The organism is Paenibacillus sp. ICGEB2008, from assembly GCF_000307675.1.
GTDB lineage: Bacteria > Bacillota > Bacilli > Paenibacillales > Paenibacillaceae > Paenibacillus > Paenibacillus polymyxa.
In genome coordinates, this window is the sequence record NZ_AMQU01000004.1 from 243,205 (window position 1) to 267,481 (window position 24,277).

A 24,277-nucleotide genomic window follows, 5' to 3' on the forward strand; every position below is an offset into this window, starting at 1 on the left:
CCTTCTATTGTACCTTATTTTTTAAATTCAGGGTATACAACCTCAATCTTCCTCCAAAGGTTAGCGCAGCTCTGGGGACACATATTTTTGATCCATCGGACCTGTGTATTCCGCACGCGGACGAATCAAACGGTTATTTTCATACTGCTCCAAAATGTGTGCAGTCCACCCCGATACACGGCTTACAGCAAAGATAGGAGTAAACAGATCCCTCTTGATACCCAACTGGGTATATACGGAGGCAGAATAAAAATCCACATTCGGCTTCAAGCCTTTTTGCCCTGTTACAATACTCTCAATTCGAACTGACATATCAAACAACGTAGTGTCGCCGTTCATTTCTCCCAGCTCGCGGGACATTTTGTGCAAATGTTTGGCACGCGGATCACCGTTTTTATAGACACGGTGCCCAAAGCCCATAATTTTTTCGCGGTTATCCAGTTTGGCCTGAATATAGGAGTCCACCTGATCCAATCCGCCAATCTCCTCTAGTGTTTTGGCAACAGCCTCATTGGCCCCACCATGTAACGGTCCTTTTAAGGCCCCAATGGCAGACGTGATCCCGGAATAAATATCTGATAAAGTGGCTACCGTTACACGCGCAGCAAAGGTCGAAGCATTCAATTCATGATCGGCATGCAGCACGAGAGCCTGATTGAACGCCTTAATAGCCGTCTCCTCCGGGTCCTTGCCAGTCAGCTGATACAAAAAGTTTTCAGCAATGGAAACACCTTTTTTAGGCGCAATTGGTTCCAAGCCTTCGCGTATACGCGCTATGGCTGCCACAATTGTGGGCAATTGCGCCTGAAGCTTGACGGTTTTGGTCACATTGGACTCTCTTGACATATCATCCGCCTCTGGGTCATACAAAGCAAGAGACGATACAGCTGACCTCAAGGCAGCCATCGTACTCAATTCTTTCGGGTATAACTTTAATTGAGTAATAATTTCATCCGGAATAGCAGCATATTCGTTTAACTGGCTGCGAAGCTCTTGCAATTGCTCTTGGTCAGGTAATTTTCCAAACCACAACAAATAAGCTACCTCTTCAAAATCGGCGTTAACAGCCAAATCATCAATGTTATAACCCCGGTACGTGAGAACGCCATCTACGATAGAGCTTATGGAGGAAGTGGTCGCTACGATCCCTTCCAGACCTTTAGTCGCTGTCATCGTTACATCTCTCCTTTGTAAAAACATTGTGAACGGACTTGCAATGTAAACATTTTCAAAAGTAAGATATGTCTTTTATTTAGCTGAGTAATGTTAACGCCATATGTCAATATTTAAACCTTCTTTCACTATACTGGATTTTGTCGTTTATGTGAACATTGAGGGCTATTCCAACACATTCAAATGTTTTATCGCATCTATAAAGAAATTTTTGAAACCCCTTACAAAATATATGCGTTCATTTGCACTTTTTTACATAGGTCTTGTCTTCCTCTCCTCCCGCATAAGTATAGTAGAGCACCTCCTTTAAGGAGTGCCATCGAAAAGAAAGGAGTCGTGAGAGCTTGAGTCGGTTAATCTTGAATCGCATATTTCGTGCTCTATGGGTCGTAATCGTGATTGTAGCTCTCTTGCTGGGCATATATATGCTGTTCCCTCTCGTTTATCCTTTCCTATTCGCCTGGCTTGTGGCCTATGCTATGAACCCATTGGTCGTTTTTTTGCGTAACAAGGCTCGTATGCCACGTTGGGCGGCTGTCACGGTCTCCTTATTTGTATATTTAGGCGGAATCACAATCATCCTGTCTGCTGCAATCACCCGAATGGTTCGAGAAATGATTAAGCTGGCCATGACTTTTGACGGGCATATCGAGCGTTTTAAAAGCCTGTTTATTGATTGGACGCAAAGCGATTTAATCCAAAATATAATTATTGAAATCAACCATTTTATTCGGGATAATCCCGATTACCAACACACCATTAACAGCAATATTGATAAAACGACTCAAACCGTCAGTTCTGCTGTTACTACGCTAGTCGGTCAATTTTTTAATGGGGTTTTAAATTTGCTAACCTCTCTGCCTAATATGGGAGCTGTGCTAATGGTTATTGTATTAGCGGCCTTTTTTATTAGTAAGGATTGGGATCGACATAGTCGAATACTTTCGAATACGGTTCCTGATACGATCCGCAAACCATTGTCAGATATTTGGCACGATCTGCGTAAAGCATTGTACGGCTATTTGCGTGCACAGTTTATTATCATTTCCATTACGGCATTAACGGTTATCATTGGGCTGTTCATCTTGCGTGTGGAATCGGCCTTTACCATCGGTTTGATGATCGGGCTGGTGGATTTGTTACCTTATTTAGGGGTTGGCATTGTGATGATTCCGTGGACACTGTATGCGTATATGTCAGGGAATTTGGCACTAGGGGTTGGATTGTCGATCCTCTATGCCATCCTGTTGATTGGACGGCAGATCGTGGAGCCTAAGGTGCTGGCCAGCAGCGTGGGATTGAACCCGCTTCCCACCCTCATCGGTATGTTCATCGGGCTCAAGCTGTTTGGCGTTTTAGGACTCATTATCGGACCTGTATCACTCATCGTTCTTGATGCACTGAATCGTGCAAATGTCATTCAGGACTTGCGCAACTACATTCTTGCTGGAAGAGTCCGCTAGGTTATAGAGAGGGGACAACGGCAGCTCAGTCAAAACCGCCGAAACGTAATACTGCCGTTTTTCATTTTTTTCTCCAGCCACTTTAATAAAAAACGTCGGTACAATACTCGTGTTAAAGGAAACACCAACGTAAAACCAATAATATCCGTTATAAATCCAGGGATAAGCAGCAAGCTCCCGCCGAAAAACACACATAATCCATCCAGCATTTTACGGCCAGGCATTTGGCCCCGGTTCATTTCATTTTTGGCATCGGCAATCACCTTTCGACCTTCAAATTGCATCATGGCAGCGCCAATCAGGGTCGTCAGAATAATGAGCAGAATAGTTTTCCCCGCTCCAATCCAGTGACTTACCCATATAAACCCGTACAGCTCCGCCAAAGGAATGAGCAGCAGCAACAGCCACAGACGTTTACGCATCATCATGACTTCTGTCCCTCCCCGCCTGTAAAAGCAGACCTTAACGCAGTGTACAACTCAGGCAGTGCCTGATCGAGCCGAACGGGCTTCCAGTCGGTATTCAACCACACATGTCGTGTCGATCCTGTGACCAGCAGTTCTCCCGGCAGCGTGTCAGCCTCTGTCCATACCTTTCCCACATTGTTTTGGTGCTCCTCATCCGTTACCCGTCGAACCTCATAAGTATAGTTCAGACGTAGTCTGGAGAAGTCCGTAATAGCGGTATAGATAGTAACTAAATCATCATATCGAGCAGGGCTCGCATATTTCGCATTGATTTCAATAACTGGCAGCAAAACTCCTCGATCCTCCATGCTCCGGTAGTTAAAGCCTGCCTGCCGAATCATTTCCGTACGCCCGATCTCAAACCAGTTTAAATAATTCGCATGATACACGACCCCCATCTGGTCGCTTTCCTGATAACGGACACGTAGAGGTGCGCCATACCATCGTAGTTGCGTTTGTTTCTCCTCTTGAGTCATACAAGCTCTCCTATCTTTGTGCATCTTTATCTCTATTTTGCCCTCTCTCCATTAAACCATATTTACCGCCTGGGAACAAAAAGAGGGCCGAACCATACGGCTCTCCCTCTCAAAGCATTTAGAATGATGGCTTTATTATTGTGGCAACGGCTTGGACAGTTTATAATATCCACTTTCCGAAGCCAGTTTCAGTAAGCTCTTTGCCTGACTTCCCGCCCAGGCGTAACCAAGTCGTCTTTCTTCACTAATTTTCATGATGTCCGTATACTTTTTGCCATCTCGGTCTGAGAAGAAATACTTATTGTCCTCCACGTTGTAGAAACGATACCACATCACGCTTGATGCATCCTTTTGGAAAAACTCCGGACCTTGACGATTGTATTTCATGCCGTCGATCCGATTCGTGTCAAACCATTTCAAGGCACTCTGAGCTGCTTTTTTCACCTCAGTCGTCTGAGGTTGAGACATTAAGAATGCGGTAATGCCTACCGATTCCGTCGTTGTTTTGGAAGCAAGCTCGAATGCTCGCGCAGGCACAGATTCATAAGTAACCGGATCATGCTGTGCTCCCCAAATTGTTGGTGTGCCATTGTTTACAATTTGAGCTTTTAGTGTATACTGTACGCCTTTATTCAGAGCCTGCTGAAGTCTGGAGCGATATGTATTGTCAAGAATATCGCTATCAAACGGCTGCCTTTTGTTTACAATGTCATCTGCCAGTACCATCACTCTAACCATAGCATCATCGTTGTAGGTTGCGGCATCAGAATAATTACCACGTTTAGGGTATACCTGCGGCCAAGCGCCAGAGGAATATTGAGAGGTTAGTACGAAATCAACTGCTTTTTGTACACTGTTTTTAATGTCTTTGTTTTTAGTTTTTTTGTATACATCCGCTAAAAAGCGGATCTCGGTTGTCGTGGCCTCGTTATCAAACGTTCCGAGTTCAACACCATCCTTGCTCTTCCATGTAGAACGTGCTGCCTTGCCATCCCATTTGGATTTATAATTCTTTTCCATCGCTTTGAAGAATCCACCATGCGGCAATTGCCACGATACAATATTCAAAGCAAGCGTAGTGTCCTTGGATGTATTTCCTGTAGAAAATTTACTAAAATCACGATACTTATCCAGCAAACTACTCACATTCACACTAGCCAGTGGAACAACAGCATTTTTGTAAACGTTTGCATCATTGTATACGGCTTGGGTAACACTCGCACCTGCATCAGTCACATTCTGCTCAGCTGCTGCCCATGAAGGGCTAACAAGTCCAGTTGTTAGGGTAATAGCCATTCCAGAAAAAGCAATCCATTTGACAGATTTTTTAACGTTAAACTTCATTGCAAACCTCTCCTTTAATTGGATTGTGGTATTTCAAGAACTATTAAACACATGTATTATATGAAAATATAACCAAATAATCAATATATTTTATTATATACAAATGTAAGAGTTTACTAAACTAATAAAAAAACATCTTACCAATACTAGATTAGTAAGATGTTTATCATGTTTTATATCTATAACAAGTCGTCAATCTGGACGGCTTATCCAAAGCGACCCATGATATACTCTTGAGTCAACTCGTTTTCAGGATTGGTGAATATATCGTTTGTTTTCCCATGTTCCACCAAACTTCCAACATAAAAATAGGCAGTATAATCGGAAATTCGTGCAGCCTGCTGCATATTGTGCGTCACAATAACGATGCGCAGTTCTTTTTTCAATTCGGTAATAAGCTCTTCCACCTTGCCTGTAGACACAGGGTCCAGCGCGGAAGCTGGCTCGTCAAGCAACAGAATTTTCGGTTGAACGGAAAGTGCACGTGCAATACAAAGCCGCTGCTGTTGCCCGCCAGACAGAGCAAGAGCCGAATCGTGAAGACGATCCTTGACCTCATCCCATAATGCCGCCTTACGCAGGCTGCTTTCGACGATTTCATCGAGCTGCTTCTTTTTGCGCACTCCCCGGTATTTAGGACCGAACGCAATGTTATTATAAATCGATTTGTAAAAAGGGTTAGGCCGTTGCCACACCATGCCTATTTGCTGACGCAGCTTGATCACGTCCGTCTCAGGTGCCGTTAAATCCTGTCCGTCCATCCAAATATGTCCCGTTGTCGATGAAGACGCAATCTCATCATTCATTCGGTTAAGGGAACGCAAAAAAGTCGATTTACCACAGCCGGAAGGCCCAATCAGGGCGGTCACGGTCTGCTCTGGAAAAGCTAAGTTTACTTTTTTCACGGCCTCAAAGCTTCCGTAATAAATACTCAAATCCTCAGTACTGAACGGATGTGGCGCTTGCCCCGCAAGTTGTTCTGAACGCGTAGACTGAACGGATGTTGCTGGTGTGGCGGTTTTTGCCGTTCGTGTAATCACATGTTCCATTGTTCTCCATCCCCTTTCTAATCCATTCGTTTGGCAGCTGTCAACCGACGGTAAACGACTCTTCCGAACCATCTTGCACTCAAGTTGAAGACCAGAACGAGCAGCACCAATACCGCAGAAGCGCCTGCGGCGATATCTTTGGAGTCAGGAGCAATGCCTTCACTGTTGACCTTCCAAATATGAACAGCCAATGTTTCGGCAGGTCGCATCGGATTAATAGGCGATCTGGCATGCAATGGATTCCAATCGGTAAAATCAAGCGGCGGTGTACTCATCCCTGCTGTAAACAGCAATGCGGCGGCTTCCCCAAAAATACGGCCTGCGGCCAAGATGGTACCCGTAATCAAGCTTGGCAGCGCTGCTGGCAACAAAATGGAAGTAATGATTTTCCACTTGGACAATCCGAGCGCAAGTCCGGCTTCCTTTTGCTCCTTCGGTACAGCACGGAAAGCCTGCTCAGTTGTGCGAACCATCAGCGGCAGATTGAATACGGCTAGAGCCAGCGCCCCTGACAAGAGGGAAAAGCCAAAATTAAATGTATTGACGATGAGTAATAGTCCAAACAATCCAATGACGATCGACGGGAACGAGGACAATACTTCGACGACAAGTCGTATGAAGTCCGTAATTTTTCCCGGCTTTGCATATTGCGCCATGTAAATGCCGGCGCCCCAGCCAATTGGAATGGTGATAATCAAAGTTAAGATTAGCAAAAATACAGAATTAAACAGTTGCGGACCAATGCCGCCACCTGCACGTAACGTTTGCGGAGCACTGGTTAGAAAGTCAAAAGAAATATGACTGACTCCACGGGCCAAAATGAAGCCCAGCAATCCCACCAAAAGTGCAACAATGAACAAGGCGAAGAAACAGATTACAAATGTAGCGATCTTGTCGGTCGTTTTAGCTTTCATCAAACCCGGTTTCTCCTTTCAAGCAGCCTTACCAGCAGCACGAAAATAAATGTCATGAGCAGAAGAACAAGCGCCATACTCCAGAGTGCATTGTTATGAACGGAGCCCATCGCTGTGTTGCCCATGCTAAGTGTAATGACGCTGGTCAAGGTCGAAGCGGATTCCAGCAAGGAATGCGGTATGTGCGGAGCATTCCCGATGACCATCTGTACAGCCAACGCTTCTCCGAAGGCACGAGCCATCCCGAGAATAATTCCTGTTAAAAGAGCAGGCAGCAGCGTCGGGATAATAACACGGGCAATTGTCTGCCAGCGGGTAGCCCCCAATGCATAAGAGGATTCTCGCAGTCCCCCCGGCAGGGAAGACAACGCATCCGCCATAATACTCGTAATCGTCGGTAATATCATAACCGACAACACAAGGCAACCTGCGAGAATACCGATGCCTTGTCCCCCGAACACGTTTCGCAGCAATGGGACGATTACGGTCAAGCCGACAAAGCCATAGACAACCGACGGAATGCCGGATAACAATTCAATGGCAGGCTGAAGGATACGTTTACCCGATTTCGGCACGATTTCCGTCATAAACAAAGCTGCGCACAAGCTAAGCGGACTGGCAATTAAGGCCGCTAGTATGGTTACGGCAAAAGAACCCGTAATGAACGGAAGCGCGCCGAAGGACTTGGGCTCGCCATCCGGGCTCCATTTGGTTCCAAAGAAAAATTCTCGCAGACTGACTCCATTCACCGCAAATGTAGCTACACCTTTGGAGGCAACAAAATATACGATGGAGACAATGACTGCAACTAAAAAAACGACACAAACCGACGTATAGATGCGGCCGGTCCATTCTTCCCAGTAATGTCTTTCTTTCATAACTCGGGATCGTTTATTCTGTTCCATGTATGCCTTCCCTTCAATTGGTTCCATACTGTAACTCCTTTAAGCGAAGAATAGAGGCCGGACGTTAGTCCGCCTCTTCTTCGTGAATATACTCGCGTTAGCTGCGTTCATCCGAACAGGAGATCGCTCTCCTTATTTCGTGATATTACCGTCAGCATCACGTTTCACTTGCATACCTGATACCGGGATGTATCCCAGGTCTACAACGTCTGCTTTTTGGATTTCATCAGACAGAATATAGTCCAGGAATGCTTTTACATGTTCTTTTGGCTCACCTTTAGTGTACATATGCTCATATGCCCACACTGGATATTTACCTTGTTCTACATTTTCAACGTTAGCTTCCACACCGTCGTACTTCAAAGCAGTTACTGTGTTGTCGATGTAGGACAGAGCCAGGTAACCAATCGCACCAGGTGTTTCAGCAATCAGCTTTTTCACAGTACCAGAGGAATCTTCCTGAATGGAGCCTGGCAGATCTTCTGTTTTTTGTCCCAGCGCGTATTTTTCAAAGGTTGCACGAGTACCGGAGCTACTTGGACGGTTCACGATCACGATTTTTTGATCTGCACCACCAACTTCTTTCCAGTTCGTAATTTTACCTGTGAAGATTTGTACCAGTTGATCTTTTTTCAGGTCTGTTACGCCTACTTTAGGATTCGCTACCGCTGACATAGCTACAACAGCTACTTGGTGATCGACCAGCTCTTCTGCGCCGCTCTCCAGTTTTTCCTTTGCAAATACGTCAGAGTTACCGATATCCGCTTGTCCACCGGAAACTTGGGTCAAGCCAGTACCGCTACCGCCACCCTGCACTTGAACCGCAATGCCTTTATATTTATCGACAGCCATAAATTTTTGTCCCGCTTGCTCTACCAATGGTTGAAGTGCAGTGGAGCCAACAGCCAGAATGTTACCTGTCAGTTCAGCAGCTGCTTTATTGTCTGTTCCTGCAGCAGCGTCTCCTTGTGGTGCAGCATTGTTACCGGATCCGCAAGCTGCAAGTGCAAATACCATGGTGAGAGTCATCAGAATGAACGGCCATTTTTTCAACATTTTTTATTGTCCTCCCCTTAGTTAAGTGACGGTTTTTTATTTATGACCATCAACACTTTTACATTGTAGGCCCGGAATGTTAGACGAACGACTAGGTTTTGTAAAACAAATATAAAATATTGATAGATAAATTATTTTTCGGTATATAATTAATCTATAGTTTAAATTCACGCATAAATATCAAGTAAGGAGAGTTGTTCGATTCTATGAATATTTTAAAATTGCGCATCTTAGTGCTGATCGATAAATACCATAAAGCGACGGAGGTGGCCGAAACTTTACAAATCAAACAGCCCACCGTCAGCTTTCATATGAAAAGTCTGGAAAAGGAAATAGGTGCGACTCTGTTCTCTCTCCAACAAGGCAGAATTATGCTAACCGAGGCTGGTAAAAAAATGTTGCCTTACGCAAAGCAGATTCTCTCTCTTGAGCAAGAGGCCCGACAAGCTGTAGATGAACAGACAGAAGAATCTCAGAGCCTCTTACATCTGGGCGCAGAGTCGATTTCAGGCATGTATCTTCTCCCAACTATCATGGCTGAATTTGCACAACAATATCCAGAATGGCGTATTCAGTTAGAGATTCAATCTCCGGATGTAATCAAGCAGCTACTGAAAGAGGGAGATATTGATTTTGCTTTTCTCGACGATGGAGAATCTCTTCTGGAGAATACGGTGGCAGAACCAGTGGCTTCAGATCAGGTGGGGATTATCCGCTCTGCATCGGCTGAGACATCCAAGTCATTGGACATCAATGGGCTCGATACGCTGGATAAGCACATATGGGTAAAATATAGCGGGGCATCCGTTGTAGATTCCTATTCTTCGCTAATTAAATCCCATCTGGAAATTAACTCTTGGGAAGCAGTAAAGCAAGTGGTAAGTGGCGGTGACGCGCTTGCCTTCTTTCCTGCCTGCGGAGTTCGTAGCGAGGATCATACTGTCCCCTCGGTGGAATGGCTTCCTTTTCCCGAAGCTGACAAAAAAAAGAGCTATTATCAAATAAACATCGTGTATCAACAAGATACACATAGGAACATGATGCAACAGACATTCCTTGATTTTATACGACGAGAAGGAATAAAAACTAGTTAACAAAAAAAGAGCATTCAGGTCTTATGGACCTGAATGCTCTTTTACTTATTGTAACGAGTAAATGCCATCCCTGTATTACTTTGCGGGGACTACAATTACGCTTGTGCTGGTACGCAGCTAATTTTGATCAGGTTCGTGGAACCGGAATCACCAAGAGGTACGCCCGCTGTAATCACAACCAAATCGCCCTCTTTAACGAGGCCAGATTTGCGACCACCTTCCAGCGCATTGTCAAACAGACTATCTGTTGTGTCAACGATGGGTCTGCCTTGTACTGCATGTACGCCCCAGATCAGAGCCAAACGGCGAACGGTTCTTTCCTGTGTTGTCACAGCGACAATCGGAGCTTCTGGACGGTATTTAGAGATCATACGCGCCGTTGTTCCGCTTTGTGTGGACGTCAGGATTGCTTTGGCATGCAGGTCAAGTGCAGAAATAGAAACGGATTGGCTGATTGCTTCTGTAATACTAATTTCTTGAGCCGTTCTTTGTTTTTTGAACAAATCGCGGTAGTTCAGAGAAGACTCAGCTTTTTCGGCAATACGTGACATGGTCAATACAGATTCTACCGGATATTTACCCGCAGCTGTTTCGCCGGACAGCATAATTGCATCTGTTCCGTCAAAAATAGCATTGGCTACGTCACTTGCTTCCGCACGAGTCGGACGCGGGTTACGTTGCATGGAATCCAGCATTTGTGTTGCTGTAATAACAGGCTTGCCAGCTACATTACATTTGTTAATCATCAATTTTTGCGCCAGAGGTACTTCTTCAGCAGGAATTTCCACACCGAGGTCACCACGGGCAACCATCAGACCATCCGAAGCTTCCAAAATTTCATCCAGGTTGTCAACACCTTGCTGATTTTCTATTTTGGAGATGATTTGAATGTGGCTTGCGTTGTGCTTCGCCAGCAATTCACGAATTTCCTGTACATCACTTGCTTTACGAACAAAAGAAGCCGCGATGAAATCAATGTCCTGCTCAATACCGAAAATGATATCATTCGCATCTTTCTCCGTAATACCAGGCAATGAAATAGCAACGCCTGGAACGTTAACGCCCTTCTTGCTTTTGATCGTTCCGCCATTGACAATGCGGCATTTGATTTCAGTGCCTGATACTTCAATAACGGTGAGTCCGATCAGACCATCGTCGATCAGAATGGTGGAGCCGGGCTCCACGTCCGAGGGAAGATCCTTGTACGTAATGGAGATACGATCTTGCGTACCGAGAATTTCTTCCGTTGTCAGCGTAATGAACTCGTCCTGAACAAGCTCAATAGGTTCAACTTCGAGCTTTCCTGTCCGGATTTCCGGCCCCTTCGTATCGAGCAAAATAGCAACATTTTTGTTAAGCTCCTTACAAGCTTGACGGATGTTTTTAATCCGGTTGCCATGCTCCTCGAAATCACCGTGAGAGAAATTCAGGCGGGCTACGTTCATACCAGCCATAATCAGTTTCTTCACATTTTCCAATGATTCACTGGAAGGACCGATGGTACATACAATCTTAGTTTTGCGCATTTGGGTTTTTCCTCCGTTTTCAAAGGTGCTACTCTTTATATCTTTTTCCAACAATTAAATCTACTACACTTTTTCCTATTTGTATAGGAAGTTCGTCATATTTATTGTTACCCGTTTCCAGCGTATTACAACATAGGTTCAGATTCCGAAGGTTTTAAGAAAGTATATTGTCCTATTTTCCGGAATTTTTGATACCTGTCTTCTCTCAATTCATCGCAGCTCATATTCGTAAGGTCTGCCAAATGACGTTCTAATAACTCCTTGATTGCGGCAGCAGTCACTTCATAGTTACGATGTGCGCCCCCTTTCGGCTCTGGCACGATATCCTCGATAATCTCCATGCGCAGGAGGTCATTAGCGGTGATCTTCATCGCTTCAGCTGCCTGATCTGCCTTAGAAGCATCTTTCCATAGAATCGAGGCTGCGCCGTTCGGAGAAATGGCCGAATAAATGGCGTGTTCCAGCATCAGCACACGGTTACCCACTGCAAACGCAAGCGCACCGCCGCTTCCACCCTCGCCGATGACCACACAAATAACAGGCACCGAAAGCTTTGCCATCTCCCGCAAATTGCGGGCAATCGCTTCCGATTGACCTCTCTCCTCTGCTGTATTACCCGGATAAGCGCCCTTCGTATCAATAAATGTAATAATAGGACGCTTAAATTTTTCAGCCTGCTGCATCAGCCGCAAGCCTTTACGGAATCCTTCCGGATGAGCACTACCAAAAAAGCGTGCAATGTTATCTTTCGTATCCTTACCACGTTGCTGACCAATGACGGTCACCGGAATACCATTTAGCTTGGCAATCCCGCCCACAACCGCCAGATCGTCTCCGAACAAGCGGTCGCCATGCAATTCAATAAAATCTGTAAACACCTGCTCGATCAAATCAAGGGACGTTGGTCTTTGATGATGACGAGCCAGATGCATCTTTTGCGATGCTGTAATGTTCGTGTATATTTCTTCTTCCATCTGGAGATAACGTTCTTCCAGACGGTTAATTTCATCTGTAAAATCAATTTGCTTGTCCTGTCCGAATTGCTTAAGTTCTTCGATCTTCTGTCGCATCTCGACCAGGGGCTTTTCATAAGGCAATTCGCCAGCCATTTATTCCTCCCCTTTCACACTGTGCAGATCAAGCAATTGCCCAAGGGTATCACGCAGTTCCTTGCGATGTACAACCATATCCAATTGTCCGTGCTGCAAATTAAATTCGGAAGTTTGGAAATCATCCGGCAGCTTCTGTCTGATCGTTTGCTCAATTACAATACGACCTGCAAAACCAAATACAGCACCTGGCTCTGCAATAATAATATCTCCAAGCATAGCAAAGCTGGCGGAGACTCCACCTGTAGTCGGATCAGTGATCACAGAAATATAGAGCAATCCCTGCTCGTCCAGACGAGCGAGAGCAGCGCTTGTTTTGGCCATCTGCATCAGACTCAGAATACTTTCCTGCATACGTGCCCCACCGGATGTGGAGAAGATGATAAGCGGCAAGCGCTTGTCAATCGCCTGCTCAATGGCACGCGTAATTTTCTCTCCTACGACCGAGCCCATACTGCCTGTAAAAAAGTCAAAGCTCATCACCGCTACGACAACAGGATGCCCATGAATAAGGCCGTCGCCCGTAACGACAGCCTCGCGCAGGCCAGATTTCAGGGTCTGTTGCTCCAACTTACTTGCATATCCCGGAAAGTCCAGCGGATCAACCGAAATCATATCGGCATCATATTCCGTAAACGTGTCTTCGTCGAGCACCATGCGAATGCGATCCATTGCATTCAAACGCATATGGTATCCGCACACCGGACACACTTTCAAATTTTTCTCCAACTCTTTGCTGTATTGAATACTTCCACACTTGCCACATTTGGTCATAAGACCTTCGGGAATTTCCCGTTTGGGACGATCCGGCATGTCCGCTTGATCGCCGCTCAGCGCCCGTTCCGAAGGGATGGTCGCGTATTTACGCTTCTTTTGGAATAAATCTTTAAACACAACTACACCTCTCCAGCCGTTTATTTGTCAGCCGTAACCGATACAAGGTCCTCTGCCGTCGATGCGGCACCTCTAAGCATTATGTTCATACACACGTCAACGCCTGTTAATACAACATTACCGCCGATCGTGCATCCTTTGTTCCATTCATGCTGCTGTATCACTTCCGCCGTTCCGGACTCAAGGGCGCAAAATCGAATTAAGCACTTCCTGTATTTCTTCGACTTCACCCGAAGGCACAAGTATCTCAAACTGTTGCTTGGATGCACTGATGGCCCGGGTCTGCACCATAAAACCTTCTTCAGACAGTTTGAGCTTAATCATGTCAGCCAGTCTGGCCGTCGGTGCAATATATATCACCGTCCACATGCCTTGTTTCTACCCCCTAAGCCTCAAGTTTTGAGCCCATATAATAGACTCATGATAACATACCTTACTTTTTTCCCGCAACAAAAGCCCTCCTGATCATTCAAGTTCCGTCGGAGGGCCTAGATAATCATTAATTCTGTTTATTCAGGCCAATTAAACATCCAATGATGCAGGATAATGCTTGGCATGAAGGCTCCGATGGGCAATACGCGAAGAAGCGGCGGCAGCCAATCCGGCGACAAGATCGTCTAAAAACACATGAATGCCACTGCCTTTTTGGTTCAGCTTATCGATAATTCCAATCTTTTCTTTATCCAGATAGCCAAAACTGGTCAAGCCAATCATGCCGTACACGCTCGTAATGCCAAGAGCCATTGTCTCGTCCACTCCATACAGCGGTTCGTCTGCCTCCATAATGGCTTGAAGTGGCTGGGGAAGAAGTTTTTTTTCGGCCAGCTCATCGAGTGCAATGCCAGTCAGCAGTGTATATTGTACCTCTCGCTTTTGCAAAACCGCTTTGACACTTTCTACACATTCTTCCATAGTCAAATGAGGATAATATTTTAGCTGAAGCTGAAAAACAATGTCCGCAATGGACTCGATCCGAATGCCTCTGCGATTTAACAAGGTTTCTGCATATTCATAGGACATAATTTCCCTCCCGCTTTCACCATGCAGTTCTAATTCTTCCACCGTGCGGGACCTAATGGTGCAGGACACGTGTTGAATCTCCTGTTCCGCCAGTTTTCCAAGTGTATGCGAAAGGGAAGGAAAATGTTCATTAAACCGTTACAATAAGGGCGGGTTGCTGTGTGTCTGTCATTTGACTTTCACGGTGCCTTCACCTAGCATCAACTCCATTCGATCAAAAAGCTGAGGAGAAGGCTTAATGCTGTAAGCATCACTCAACGCCAGCAGACGCTGGTTGCTCTCGTAAAAAAGTACGGTAGGCACAGCACCGGGATGCTCCTGTAGCAACGCCTTGAGGCTGACCAGCAAGCTGGCGTCCGCCTCGGCCTGGCGGGTGATTTTGACAAACACCCGCTGACGGGCGGACGCTTCCGAGCCGCGCGGGGAAGGCACCTGCTCACCGTGAGCCGCTTCGCCTCCGCGTTGTGAGGGGGCCGCTACGGGACGAGCCGCCTTCTGCTGCGGCGAAGCTGATGGAGCGGCTGCTGAAGGCAAGGGCGACGTACGCGGCGCTCTCCCGCCCGGACTGCCAGCAGCTGGCACGGATGTTCCAGCTGCTGCGGACGAACGTGCGCCGGTACGCCGGCGCTGAAGAAGCCTTGCCAACGCGTCTTCCGCCAGCGGGGCTGCCTCATCCGCAAGGAGCTTGAAGTGCTCGTCCTGCTGCTGCATCTTGGCACGTAGTGCAAGCAAGGCACCCTTTTCAATCCACTGCTGGCTTCGCTTCCATACCTCAGGAAACAGCACAACCTCACAGCGCTCAATCTGATCCTCCAGCTCAATGAAGGCCATGGCCTTTCCCTGCTTGGTCGTAATCGTCTTGAGTGACACCACCATGCCTGCGGTTACAATAACTGTTTCATCTGGCACGTCGCTCAGCTCCATCAGACGATCCGCTTGGCTGCTTTCCAGCAGCGACTCAAAATCATCTAGCGGATGCCCAGACAAATACAGTCCCAGCAGTTCGCGTTCCAGCTCTAATTGCTGGCTGGTACTAAATGGAGGTACATTGGGGTATTCAATATCCCAATTAGGCATTTCCACAAAGCCAAACATATCAATTTGCAAATCGTCACGTTCCTTGCGCCATTTGGCAGCTGCATCCACCGTTTCATCCAGCATGGCAAGCAACTGTGCCCGATGGCCTGTCAATGAATCAAATGCCCCTGCCTGAATGAGCGATTCAATCACTCTCTTATTACACACCCTCAAATCAACGCGTCGACAAAAATCGAGCAAGCTGTCGAAAGGGCGTTCCTTACGAACAGCAAGAATGCTTTCCATTGCTTGTGTGCCGACATTTTTAATGGCAGCCAGTCCAAAGCGGATATCACCCTGCTGTAATGGGGTAAACAGCACCCCACTCTCATTCACATCAGGCGGCAACACTGCGATATCCATACGACGGCATTCGACGACATATTCAGCCACTTTTCGATGACTTCCCATGACGGCCGTCAGCATGGAAGCCATGAATTGTACTGGATAATGGGCCTTAAGATAAGCCGTCTGGAATGCTAGCACACCATAAGCAGCTGCATGGGCACGCGGAAAACCGTAGTCAGCAAAACGGACGATCATATCGTAAACCCTGCCGGCTTCCTCCTCTGTGTACCCCTGTTTAATACTGCCTTCGACAAAATGACCCCGCTCCAGATCCAGCACCTCGCGTTTTTTCTTAGACACCGCGCGGCGCAGCAGATCGGCCTCTCCCAAGGAAAAGCCAGCCATGCGCGATGCAATCTGCATGATTTGTTCCTGATACACAATAATACCGTACGTATCCTTTAAGATCGGTTCAAGATCAGGATGCGGATAAGAAACCTCAATCTGTCCGTGCTTAGCCTGTATAAAGTTGGGGATAAAACCCATTGGGCCCGGACGATACAAAGCCAGGACAGAAATGATATCCTCGAAAACACTCGGTTTCAAATCCTTGAGTACCCGGCGTATACCGGCCGACTCCAGCTGGAACACGCCCCCTGTATCCCCTTTGCCCAGCAAGTCATAGGTATGCGGGTCATCGTCGGGAATACGGCTAAAGTCAGGTGTTTCTCCATGCTGCTCCGCAACCCAGCGCATGCACCGTTCAATAATGGAGAGCGTACGTAGTCCAAGAAAATCCATTTTCAACAAACCAATGCGCTCCAGATTTTCCATTGAGTACTGCGTTAAAGGAACCCCTTCGCTCCCCTCTTGCAGCGGAACCGCATCGGTCAATGGAGTCCGCGAGATGACAACACCCGCCGCATGTGTCGAAGCATGGCGAGGCATTCCTTCTACTTTGATCGCCATATCCAGCAGTTCACGTGTCTTGGGCTTCGTTTCATACAGAGCCTTCAGCTCAGGGGTAATCTCCAGCGCATGCCGGATATTAATACCGAGCTGCGCCGGGATCAACTTGGCCGCCTTGTCCACCTCACCATACGGCACATTCAATACACGGCCGACGTCACGGACTGCGGCTCTTGCCGCTAATGTCCCAAAGGTAATAATTTGCGCAACATGCTCATTTCCGTACTTCTGTACTACATAGTCGATAACCTCGTCACGGCGTTCATCGCTAAAATCAATATCTATATCTGGCATGCTGATCCGTTCAGGGTTCAGAAACCGTTCAAAGAGCAGATTGTATTTTATCGGATCGACATTCGTGATATTAAGCACATAGGCGACCAAACTACCAGCGGAGGAACCCCGTCCCGGACCGGTTGCAATCTTATGCTTATGAGCAAAAGCAATAAAATCCCATACAATCAAGAAATAATCGCTGAAGCCCATACTGTCAATCGTATTTAATTCGTAGTTTAGCCGCTGGTCCAGTCTTTCCCGCTCCTCCGGCTGCTCCCATACAGGATCGCCTCCGTAGCGACGCTCTAGCCCTTGCATACACAGACTACGCAAATAGGACGAAGATGTCATGTCCTCTGGCAGCGGGCGATATTCAGGCAAAATCGATTGGCCGAATTCCAGCTCCAGCTCGCATTTTTCAGCAATACGCACCGTATTAGCAATGGCTTCTGCTACATGTGGAAATAAACGAGCCATGTCCTCTTGACTTTTCAGATACAACTGACGTGTTGGTATACGCAAGCGCTCCTCATCGTCAACTGTCTTCCCTGTTCCGATACAAATCAGAACGTCCTGGACATCAGCATCCGGCTCGGTTAAGTAATGCACGTCATTCGTCGCCACTAGCGGAATATCCAGTTCCTTCGCCAATGCGATCAATTGAGGATTTACGCGTTTTTGCTCCGACAGACCATGATCCTGAAGCTCCAGATAAAAATCTTCGCCAAAAATGCTACGGTATCGTTCGGCCGCACGCCGTGCTTCGGCTTCCCGACCATGCAGCAAATGCTGCGGCACTTCACCGCCCAAGCAAGCGCTCAAGCATATGATGCCTTCATGATGGGCAGCCAAAGCATCCATATCGATGCGCGGCTTATAGTGAAAACCCTCCAAATGGCCAATGGAGCACAACTTCATCAAATTTTGATAGCCTGTTTTATTTTTGGCGAGCAAAATTAAATGATATATGGGCTGATCCTTCCGGCTGCCACGCTCCTTGCGCGATCCTGCCGTCATATAAGCCTCACACCCGATAATCGGCTTAATGCCGTTCTCTACACATGCTCTATAAAAAGGAATGGCACCGTACATGACCCCATGATCTGTAAGAGCCAGCGCCTCCATTCCATAAGCTGATGCCTGTTTGACCAATTCCGCGGTACGAGCCGCGCCGTCCAGCAGGCTGTACTCGCTGTGAACATGCAAATGCACAAATGAACTCATGCGCTTCTCTTCCCTTCACCGCTTGATTTTCTTCAAACTATTTTATCATATCCACGTTAGTAGCGCCCATAGAATAAAAGTACAGACCCGGGCGGACAAGCGCGGTCCTGATTCGTATACCCAAGGAGGAAAAGAGCATGAGCACTTTTATATCCAAAGCGATTCTCGACTTCTTCATTGCCTTCGGCATCGTGCTCGGAGGAGCCATGCTCGGCGGAATGGGAGCTGTAGTATCGCTTCAGCCGCCTACCCAGACGATGCTGGAGGTTGCAGGAAGGATTAAAATATGGGCGCTTGCCGCCGCTGTGGGAGGAACGATGGACCCGATCCGGGTCATTGAGAGCAATATGTTGGATGGTAATTTGTCACCTGCCATTAAGCAGATATTGTATTTGATTTTCGCCTTTTTAGGCGCTCATATGGGTGCAGAGCTGGTCAAGTGGGTATGCGGCAACGGACGGCCGTGAGGTGAAACGACTATGAGAGTCCCTCCCTTTGAGCGCCTGCGCCCTTTTATGCAATTATCCTCCGTTTTTGTACTCGGTATGATTACGGGAGGATTGATCTACAATGCCATCTGGCATGCGAGCTTCAATCAGCTGTGGATGAACAACCAGGACCTTCAATTCCAGCTCCAGCAAGCTGAAGAGGACAACAAAACATTACGTAAATACAGCAAGCGCCAAACCGTCATCAAAGAAATCAAGCTGATTGCGGAGGAAGCCACGGCTGAAAAAATTGACTCTATTAATCTGAAAGAGCTTCTTCGCCGCGTCAGTCGTGATCTGGAGGTGCTGCGCGGCAGAGATATGTTTGAGATTGACTCTGACAGCAAGCTGGTACGTATGTTGCTGCACCAAAAAAAATACACCGTTCGTGACAAGGAGTATACAATCCAGGTCAAAACGATGCTTGTAATGGAAGGTGTGCTGCAAATCTGGCTGGAGGCCAAAGAAAGACTGCCTCAAAGCCACTAAGTCGATCTATTTAACTCCATCTTCTGCTCCAATCCAGAGGTGGATTAACCATGTTCAATGGATTGAAGCGTCATCACTGCTTTGCACACCAAATGATTTTCCCGAGAAATCGCAATTTCTAGCTTGCATGTGCGGCGACTCATCTCAAGCAGTAAAGGACGAAGAACGACAGCATCCTCAATCTGTACTGGTCGAATAAAATAAGTTGTCAAATTATCCAGCACATAATCCTTGCCGCTCATATCTCTAGCTGCCCGGTAGCCCGCTTGTGTCATCACGTTGACCAGTACGCCTTCCGAGATCGTCCCTAAATTGGTAGCCATCTGTGGAATGATAAAGCCGCGAAAAAATAATGATCCGTCCTCATTACGCTCCTCAGCAAAACCGTTCCAGATCAGCTGGTCGAACGTCTCGCCAAGTTGTGGCTGCTTTTGGGCGTTACGCAGCGCCTCCAGCACCTCACGCCGTGTAACGGACCCGAGCAGCTTACGGTTGCGGTCCACGACCGGCAAGTAATCTACACCTTCCCATGCCATCATTTGAGCAGCAGAAGCCAGCGAGGTCTGGTAGGTGACCGTAATTGGGTTACGGATCATACATTTATCCATCGTATGCTCAGGTTGAAGTCCTTCCACATCTTTACGGCTGACGATACCAATTAAACGATTCCATTCATCCACTATGGCAAAATGATGATATCCCGTGGTCGCTGATAGCTCTTCAAATTCGGTCAGCGTGCTGTTGATTTTCAAGGTCAGCGTCTTCGGTTTGCTGGCCGCAATGTCTTCAATCAACATAATTTTCTTTTTGATCAAGCGGTCAAATATCGCCCTATTAATCATAGAAGCCACGGTAAATGTATCATGACGCGAGGAAATAATCGGCAGACTGATCTGGTCTGCAAGCTGCTTAACCTCCCGACTCGTACCGAACCCCCCTGTAATCAGCACACCTGCTCCTTGCTCTAATGCAAGCGAATGCGCATCCTCTCGGTTACCTACGATCAGCAAACTGCCTGCGTCAATATAACGAGCCATGGCTTCCTCACGCATCGCCCCGATCACATACTTGTGCAGCGGCTTCTCGAGCCCCTCGCTTCCGCCCAGCACATGTCCCTCTACAATATTCACAACATCCGCAAAGGTCAGCTGCTCAGACAAGCCGCGTGGACGCTTCTCCACTCGTACTGTTCCGATCCGTTCCTTGGTAATGACAATTCCCAAATTCTCTGCTTCTTTCACAGCCCGATAAGCCGTGCCTTCGCTAACGCTCATTTCTTTAGCCAACCTGCGCACAGAAATTTTGGAGCCTATTTTTAACTGCTCGATATGACGCAATAGCTGCTCATGCTTCGTAACTGTTTCATCTAGCCCGTCCAACTCTGTTACACCCCCAACGTTCAATCTGTATCATTCTGTATCTATTATACCACAAAACCCCTTTGTTTTAGACCCTTGTTATTAGGATATCTTTGCTTTGAAAATAACAAAAAAGCGGTCCCTTGTTACAAGAGACCGCTTCGTACTAGAAACACTTACAGCATTTTGCCTTTGTCAGCTTTGTTATCCCATTTCATCTGCCACTGCTGCATTTTGGCCCGTCGCACACGCTCCAGCGTTTTACGCTTTTCCTCATCTACACCCAGCAAAAAATGGAGGTTCGCTCCGATGACAAGCAATGCAAAAAGTACCCATACCATCCCAAAGCCGTTGACCCAGTTCAAACCACCTGCCAACGAGATGCGTGGTAATGCGACCAATACCATAGCCAATGCAATCAGTGTGTACAAACCGTGTTTCCATTTCTTAAATGAACCCAATCGTATCCCTTCCTCTCCCTGTGACTCTATGTATCTAGTCTATGAGAGGACAGGAAGGAATATGAGACAAACTTACAGAGACGAACCGTACAAATGTTGAAGACTGTCCGCAATAATCTTATTTACGTCCTCAATAATCACGCTCAAGCGACGTTCAGCGTCGAACAGACGACGGATGTTGAGGTTCAAGCTGAGTACCTCGAACATTTTTTCCATCTTTTCCATCTCTTCCTGTGCTGGCATATCGCCGCTCATCATCCGCTGTTGCACTTCCATTTGGCGTTCACGGAAATCGTCGAGCATTTTCTTGGCTTCTGGATCCGTTTCAATCAGCTTCATCGCTGACGTAATTTCCTCTACCTCTTTGCTTTCTTTCAATGCTTTTGCTAAATCATGGGCTTTGTCATAGATATTCATGATTGTTCATTCCTCCATTACAAGTTTTGTGTCAACATTTCACATTGTCCGTCAATCACCAAGGTATATATGTCCTCATATGATGAATCAGTGCTATTACAGCCCATTCACGTTTCCCGTTACTTTCAAGACATCAAGTTGCTGCCCGGAAGGAGATCCACGATGTCCATCAAAAAAACAACGATTCAAATCATCGGATCGGGCATCTTGCAGGATGACGTACTCATGGTCGGCGAGTCCCTGCTTCGCAAATGGAAAATATCCGCAGGCCACCCCGTTCAGCTCGCCTTCGGTTCGTTCCGCCAAGAGGTTACCGTCATATCGGTACCCCGATACAGCGGTCTACGCGTGGGAAGCGTACTGGCCCGAAAAATGGGGCTTCATGCCAGTCATGACAGTTGTAATCTGCGAGTAACCTACAGCCGAGGCCGCCGGACACTTCGAGTGGGCCCACTTATTAGCGTGCTGGTTAGTCGGGATTATCCCGAACAACCCGACAAGCCTTTCGGGTCGATCACCCTGTTCTGCCGTGAACTAGTCGGGGAATGCCGCAGACAAGGAGCATATGTGTATTTCTTCACCCCGGAGCATATCGGAAGTCAGCCCGGGCGAGTTCAGGGATGGGTGTATGACGGAGGCTGGAAAAAGACGGTCATGCCTGCCGGCGATGTCGTCAATAACCGGCTTACCTCCCGTAAACTCGAGAACAGAACTAGCGTACAGCATTTCATGAAAGAAGTAAAATCGCAGTACGGCACAGCCTTTTTTAATGAAAAGTTTTTGGATAAGAATGAAGTGTTTGATGCACTCAAATCGAATTCTTCCCTACGCAAGTATTTACCCGAGTCCCACTTGCTGCAAACCTTTGCCGTTTTCAAAAAAATGTGCACCCAGTATCCCTCTGTTTTTCTCAAACCCGTGCGCGGAAGCCTTGGTAAAGGCATCATGCGCATTAACAAGCAAACCGATGGTACCTTTTCAGTGCTATCCACGACAGCAGGCACACCCCGAAAGCAAACGTACGCCAATGTCGATAAACTGTACAAAAGCTTAGCGGGAAAAATGAAATCAACACGCTTTCAGCTGCAACAGGGTCTTACCTTGATTGATCACGGTAAACGTCCGGTCGATTTTCGCGCGCTTGTACAAAAAAATGCGTCTGGAACCTGGACCGTAACATCCATTGTCGCTCGGATCGCCGGAGGCAGCCACTTTGTATCCAATCTGGCAAGAGGCGGTACGCTCAGTACAGTCAAGGAAGCACTGGCCAAAACCACGCTGCCCGCAACTGTTAAATCGAATGGTCTTACCTCTCTTAAAACAGCAGCACTGGATATCGCAAGCGGAGTAGAAAAGGCAATTCCCGCCCATTTCGCGGAATTTGGTATTGATTTGGCGATTGACAGCACGGGGCGTATCTGGTTGCTGGAGGTCAATTCCAAACCATCAAAAAATGACAATACGCCGTTAAACGATCAGAAAACCCGCCCGTCCGTAAAAAAAATGATTGAATATTGCTGTTATTCAGCCGGATTCAAATGAATCCATCTCTTCCAGAGTCCGGCTGCCAAAGGAGCTGTTGTCGGTGTCTCTTGTTATGCCAGGCATGCTGGGCGTGCTTGTTAGCCGAAAGCAGGACGCTACTCCCCCTATTACCGAAGCCGACTTCTGCCGCAGGCTAAGCTTGTTGGGCAAGCGCTCTGGTATTAGCGTAATGGCGTTTACCGCCGAAGGAGTTTCACCTGAAGATCATTCCATACGGGGTTATGTTTATCGTGCTGGAGTATGGACATTTGGCCGCTTTCCCTTGCCGGATATTATTTATAACCGCTGTCTCCATATCCATGAGAGCCAGAATGTCAAGCGCACACTGGGAGACATAGCGGAGCAAAAGTCGCGCAAGCTCATCTACTGGTCGCGTAACTTGCCAGGCAAATGGCAGGTGTATCGCGCTCTGCATACGGTAGATAAAGTACGGCCCTTTGTACCGCCTACGGCCCCATACCGGGATACGACCCAGCTTGTGGAGTGGCTGCAACGCCATTCGGAGCTATTTATGAAACCACAGTCCGGAACACATGGCAAGGGCACGCTGTATCTCCGGCTGGCGGAAGGAGGGCAGGGACTGTACGTACAAGGCAGGAACTCCCAAAACCGCCCGTTCCGTCGCTTGTTTACTGAATTGGATGCAGGATTGTCATGGATTGACGGTATTGCACACAAACGCGCCTATATCGTGCAGCCTTATTTGAAATTAACAAGCCAAAGCAATCATCCCTTTGATGTTCGCGCGCTCATGCAAAAGGACGGCAACGGCTGTTGGCGCCTGACGGGCTTTGCCGTGAGGGAAGGCAGAAAAGGAACTCTGACTTCCAATCTGCACGGTGGGGGCGAAGCCCATCCGGCAGAGCCTTACCTTCGTGAACAATTTGGTGTGGACAGCACACGTCTCATCATCGGACAGATGATAGAGCTGTCCTTGACCATTGCCGGGGCGTTGGAGGAACGCTATGGCCGCCTTGGCGAGTTGGGAATTGATTATGGTATTGACCGGAGCGGGAATATCTGGCTGTTGGAGGTTAATTCCCGCCCTGGCCGGGCCTCCTTTTTTCAGACTCGTCAGCCAGAGTGCGCTTTTCGGTCGGTCAACCGCCCGCTCGAATATGCTCGATATTTAATGACCCATTCCAAAGCGACAGGGCCAAAGGGCGCGGGCGCCTCCCTTGAACATACGGTATAG

At 47.3% G+C, this 24,277-nt stretch carries 23 protein-coding genes; 6 read left to right on the forward strand and 17 right to left on the reverse strand.

The genetic code is table 11. From position 1 onward, the window contains the following. Positions 1-60: 60 nt before the first annotated feature. A complete protein-coding gene (gene citZ, locus C400_RS0102720) occupies positions 61-1,173 on the reverse strand; it encodes a citrate synthase (RefSeq protein ID WP_017425910.1) in 1,113 nt (370 codons plus the stop codon). A 344-nt stretch (positions 1,174-1,517) separates the two neighbouring features. Here citZ and ytvI point away from each other — a divergent pair, with 344 nt between their 5' ends. Beyond that, positions 1,518-2,636, forward strand: a complete 1,119-nt coding sequence (gene ytvI, locus C400_RS0102725; protein WP_017425911.1) for a sporulation integral membrane protein YtvI — start codon at positions 1,518-1,520, stop codon at positions 2,634-2,636. A gap of 29 nt (positions 2,637-2,665) precedes the next feature. On the opposite strand, the gene C400_RS0102730 is transcribed toward ytvI, so the two are convergent. The 7 genes from C400_RS0102730 to C400_RS0102760 all read right to left on the reverse strand — a co-directional run bounded on the left by C400_RS0102730 (position 2,666) and on the right by C400_RS0102760 (position 8,847). Further along, entirely contained in the window at positions 2,666-3,064 is a 399-nt protein-coding gene (locus C400_RS0102730; protein ID WP_013370347.1) for an FxsA family protein, read from the reverse strand. Then, complete coding sequence (locus C400_RS0102735) at positions 3,061-3,579, reverse strand: acyl-CoA thioesterase (protein ID WP_017425912.1); 519 nt, start codon at positions 3,577-3,579, stop codon at positions 3,061-3,063. Before C400_RS0102735 ends, C400_RS0102730 begins: the two co-directional genes overlap by 4 nt. Positions 3,580-3,714: 135 nt before the next feature. Beyond that, a complete protein-coding gene (gene pelA / locus C400_RS0102740) occupies positions 3,715-4,923 on the reverse strand; it encodes a pectate lyase (RefSeq protein WP_017425913.1) in 1,209 nt (402 codons plus the stop codon). 206 nt (positions 4,924-5,129) lie between these two features. Then, positions 5,130-5,972, reverse strand: a complete 843-nt coding sequence (pstB, locus tag C400_RS0102745; protein WP_016819624.1) for a phosphate ABC transporter ATP-binding protein PstB — start codon at positions 5,970-5,972, stop codon at positions 5,130-5,132. 17 nt (positions 5,973-5,989) lie between these two features. Further along, the gene (gene pstA / locus C400_RS0102750) at positions 5,990-6,886 is read right to left on the reverse strand and encodes a phosphate ABC transporter permease PstA (protein ID WP_016819623.1); all 897 of its coding nucleotides are present in this window, start codon (positions 6,884-6,886) and stop codon (positions 5,990-5,992) included. Continuing rightward, positions 6,886-7,818, reverse strand: a complete 933-nt coding sequence (pstC, locus tag C400_RS0102755) for a phosphate ABC transporter permease subunit PstC (protein WP_013370343.1) — start codon at positions 7,816-7,818, stop codon at positions 6,886-6,888. Before pstC ends, pstA begins: the two co-directional genes overlap by 1 nt. Positions 7,819-7,923: 105 nt before the next feature. Next, positions 7,924-8,847 (reverse strand): phosphate ABC transporter substrate-binding protein, encoded by a 924-nt coding sequence (locus C400_RS0102760; RefSeq protein WP_016819622.1) that lies wholly within the window; start codon positions 8,845-8,847, stop codon positions 7,924-7,926. Positions 8,848-9,053: 206 nt separating this feature from the next. Between C400_RS0102760 and C400_RS0102765 the strand changes: the two genes are divergently transcribed. Continuing rightward, positions 9,054-9,941 carry a LysR family transcriptional regulator gene (locus C400_RS0102765; RefSeq protein ID WP_017425914.1) on the forward strand — a complete coding sequence of 296 codons (888 nt, stop codon included), beginning with the start codon at positions 9,054-9,056 and terminating at the stop codon, positions 9,939-9,941. A gap of 95 nt (positions 9,942-10,036) precedes the next feature. Here the strand turns inward: C400_RS0102765 and pyk are convergent, their stop codons facing one another. The 6 genes from pyk to C400_RS0102795 form a co-directional block, all read right to left on the reverse strand. Beyond that, positions 10,037-11,467, reverse strand: a complete 1,431-nt coding sequence (gene pyk, locus C400_RS0102770; protein ID WP_016819620.1) for a pyruvate kinase — start codon at positions 11,465-11,467, stop codon at positions 10,037-10,039. Between the two features lie 125 nt (positions 11,468-11,592). After that, entirely contained in the window at positions 11,593-12,576 is a 984-nt protein-coding gene (locus tag C400_RS0102775) for an acetyl-CoA carboxylase carboxyltransferase subunit alpha (RefSeq protein WP_016819619.1), read from the reverse strand. After that, a complete protein-coding gene (gene accD, locus C400_RS0102780) occupies positions 12,577-13,470 on the reverse strand; it encodes an acetyl-CoA carboxylase, carboxyltransferase subunit beta (RefSeq protein ID WP_016819618.1) in 894 nt (297 codons plus the stop codon). A 180-nt stretch (positions 13,471-13,650) separates the two neighbouring features. Continuing rightward, positions 13,651-13,839 (reverse strand): hypothetical protein, encoded by a 189-nt coding sequence (locus C400_RS0102785; protein ID WP_007429680.1) that lies wholly within the window; start codon positions 13,837-13,839, stop codon positions 13,651-13,653. A gap of 153 nt (positions 13,840-13,992) precedes the next feature. Continuing rightward, positions 13,993-14,490 carry a phosphatidylglycerophosphatase A family protein gene (locus C400_RS0102790; RefSeq protein ID WP_025364511.1) on the reverse strand — a complete coding sequence of 166 codons (498 nt, stop codon included), beginning with the start codon at positions 14,488-14,490 and terminating at the stop codon, positions 13,993-13,995. Positions 14,491-14,658: 168 nt separating this feature from the next. Beyond that, the gene (locus C400_RS0102795) at positions 14,659-18,324 is read right to left on the reverse strand and encodes a DNA polymerase III subunit alpha (protein ID WP_017425915.1); all 3,666 of its coding nucleotides are present in this window, start codon (positions 18,322-18,324) and stop codon (positions 14,659-14,661) included. A 137-nt stretch (positions 18,325-18,461) separates the two neighbouring features. Here C400_RS0102795 and C400_RS0102800 point away from each other — a divergent pair, with 137 nt between their 5' ends. After that, positions 18,462-18,791 carry a YtrH family sporulation protein gene (locus tag C400_RS0102800; protein WP_013309582.1) on the forward strand — a complete coding sequence of 110 codons (330 nt, stop codon included), beginning with the start codon at positions 18,462-18,464 and terminating at the stop codon, positions 18,789-18,791. Between the two features lie 12 nt (positions 18,792-18,803). Further along, positions 18,804-19,301 (forward strand): hypothetical protein, encoded by a 498-nt coding sequence (locus C400_RS0102805; protein ID WP_016819615.1) that lies wholly within the window; start codon positions 18,804-18,806, stop codon positions 19,299-19,301. Between the two features lie 44 nt (positions 19,302-19,345). Here C400_RS0102805 and C400_RS0102810 read toward each other — a convergent pair whose 3' ends face one another. The 3 genes from C400_RS0102810 to C400_RS0102820 all read right to left on the reverse strand — a co-directional run bounded on the left by C400_RS0102810 (position 19,346) and on the right by C400_RS0102820 (position 21,537). After that, the gene (locus tag C400_RS0102810) at positions 19,346-20,680 is read right to left on the reverse strand and encodes a DRTGG domain-containing protein (protein WP_013370334.1); all 1,335 of its coding nucleotides are present in this window, start codon (positions 20,678-20,680) and stop codon (positions 19,346-19,348) included. Between the two features lie 155 nt (positions 20,681-20,835). Continuing rightward, entirely contained in the window at positions 20,836-21,120 is a 285-nt protein-coding gene (locus tag C400_RS0102815; RefSeq protein WP_017425916.1) for a hypothetical protein, read from the reverse strand. 72 nt (positions 21,121-21,192) lie between these two features. Continuing rightward, positions 21,193-21,537: a YlbF family regulator gene (locus C400_RS0102820; RefSeq protein ID WP_016819612.1), complete on the reverse strand. Its 345-nt coding sequence runs from the start codon at positions 21,535-21,537 to the stop codon at positions 21,193-21,195. Between the two features lie 162 nt (positions 21,538-21,699). Between C400_RS0102820 and C400_RS0102825 the strand changes: the two genes are divergently transcribed. Both C400_RS0102825 and C400_RS0102830 read left to right on the forward strand, forming a co-directional pair. Further along, positions 21,700-23,079 (forward strand): YheC/YheD family endospore coat-associated protein, encoded by a 1,380-nt coding sequence (locus C400_RS0102825; protein ID WP_016819611.1) that lies wholly within the window; start codon positions 21,700-21,702, stop codon positions 23,077-23,079. A gap of 43 nt (positions 23,080-23,122) precedes the next feature. Then, positions 23,123-24,277 (forward strand): YheC/YheD family endospore coat-associated protein, encoded by a 1,155-nt coding sequence (locus tag C400_RS0102830; RefSeq protein WP_017425917.1) that lies wholly within the window; start codon positions 23,123-23,125, stop codon positions 24,275-24,277.